At 66.6% G+C, this 1,849-nt stretch carries 1 protein-coding gene; it reads left to right on the forward strand.

What is annotated here, in order from left to right:
- Window positions 1-1,849: bifunctional proline dehydrogenase/L-glutamate gamma-semialdehyde dehydrogenase PutA (gene putA, locus E5W87_RS21990; RefSeq protein WP_292402172.1), on the forward strand; the 1,849-nt coding region annotated here is incomplete at both ends.

The raw sequence follows: 1,849 nt of genomic DNA on the forward strand, positions 1-1,849 counted from the left end.
CGTCCGATCCGCGCCTGATGGAGGTCTTTCTGTCCGCCTATGGCCTCTCCACCAAGGAGGGCGTGGCGCTGATGTGCCTGGCCGAAGCGCTGCTTCGGGTGCCCGACACCGAGACGATGGACGACCTCATCGCCGACAAGATCGCCCCGCATGACTGGTCGGCGCATTCGGGCGGTTCTAGCTCTATTTTCATCAATGCGTCGACCTGGGCGCTGATGCTGACCGGCCGGGTGCTCGACGAAGGCGAGGGCGGCATCGAAGGCACGCTGCGCGCCATGGTGCGCCGGCTGGGCGAGCCGGTCATCCGCAAGGCGGTCGCCGCCGCCATGCGCGAAATGGGCGAGCAGTTCGTGCTCGGCCGCACGATTGCCGAGGCCGTCAAGCGCGGCCGGTCGATGACCCAAAAGGGCTATCTCTATTCCTTCGATATGCTGGGCGAGGCGGCTCGCACCGAGGCCGATGCCCTGCGCTATCTCAAGGCCTATGCCGACGCCATCTCCTCGCTCGACGCCGGCGCCAATGGCCCCGACATCCGCCAGAACCACGGCATCTCGGTCAAGCTCTCGGCGCTGCATCCGCGCTACGAGGTAGCGCAGAAGGAAAAGATGCTGCCTGTCATGGCCGAGCGGCTTTTGTCGCTGGCGCTGGCGGCGCGTCATTCGCGCATGGGCCTCAACATCGACGCCGAGGAGGCCGACCGCCTCGACCTGTCGCTCGACGTCATCGAGCGGGTGCTGGCCGAGCCGGAGCTTGCCGGCTGGAACGGTTTTGGCGTCGTCGTCCAGGCCTATGGTCCGCGCGCGGCCTTCACCATCGACTGGCTCTATGCGCTGGCGAAGAAATACGATCGCACCATCATGGTACGGCTGGTCAAGGGCGCCTATTGGGACACTGAGATCAAGCGGGCGCAGACGCTCGGGCTCGACGGTTATCCGGTCTTCACCCGCAAGGCCAATACCGATGTGTCCTACCTGGCCTGCGCGAAAAAGCTGTTGTCGATGACCGACCGCATCTATCCGCAGTTCGCTACCCACAACGCCCACACCGTTGCCGCCATCCTGTCGATGGCCGGCGATCGCGACTCCTTCGAGTTCCAGCGCCTGCATGGCATGGGCGAGGCTCTGCACGAGACGGTGCGGCGGGCTGAGGGCACGCGCTGCCGCATCTATGCGCCGGTCGGCGCGCATTCCGACCTGCTTGCCTATCTGGTCCGCCGGCTGCTCGAAAACGGCGCCAACTCCTCCTTCGTCCACCAGCTCACCGACGAGGAGGTCGAACCGGAGGATATTGCCCGCGACCCGCTCGAAACGGTCGAGAAACAGGGGCCCGCCGCCAATCCGGCGATCCCCCGACCGACCGTGATCTTCGGTGCTGCGCGGCGCAATTCGAAGGGATTCGACATCGCCGATTCGGTGACGCTCGCGACAATCGACAAGGCCAGGGCAGAGTTTGCCGGGCCGGACCGCTGGCATGCCAAGCCGATCACGCGGGCCGCCGGCTATGGCAAGCAGCGTCCGGTGGTCAATCCGGCAAAGCCCGACGAGGTGGTCGGCACGGTCAGCGAGGCGACCGCCAAGCAGGTCGCGACCGCCGTGCGCATCGCGGTGGAGGCGCAGCCGGCATGGGCAAGGCGTGCCGTTGCCGAGCGTGCCGCCATCCTCAACCGCGCCGCCGATCTCTATGAGGCGAACGCCGTCGAATTCTTCGCGCTCGCCACCCGCGAGGCCGGCAAATCGCTGGCCGACGGCGTTGCCGAGGTGCGCGAAGCGGTCGACTTCCTGCGCTACTATGCTGCCGAGGCTGTCAACGCCGAACCCGGCACGGAAGCACGCGGCGCGATCGCCTGCAT

The organism is Mesorhizobium sp., from assembly GCF_004962925.1.
GTDB lineage: Bacteria > Pseudomonadota > Alphaproteobacteria > Rhizobiales > Rhizobiaceae > Mesorhizobium.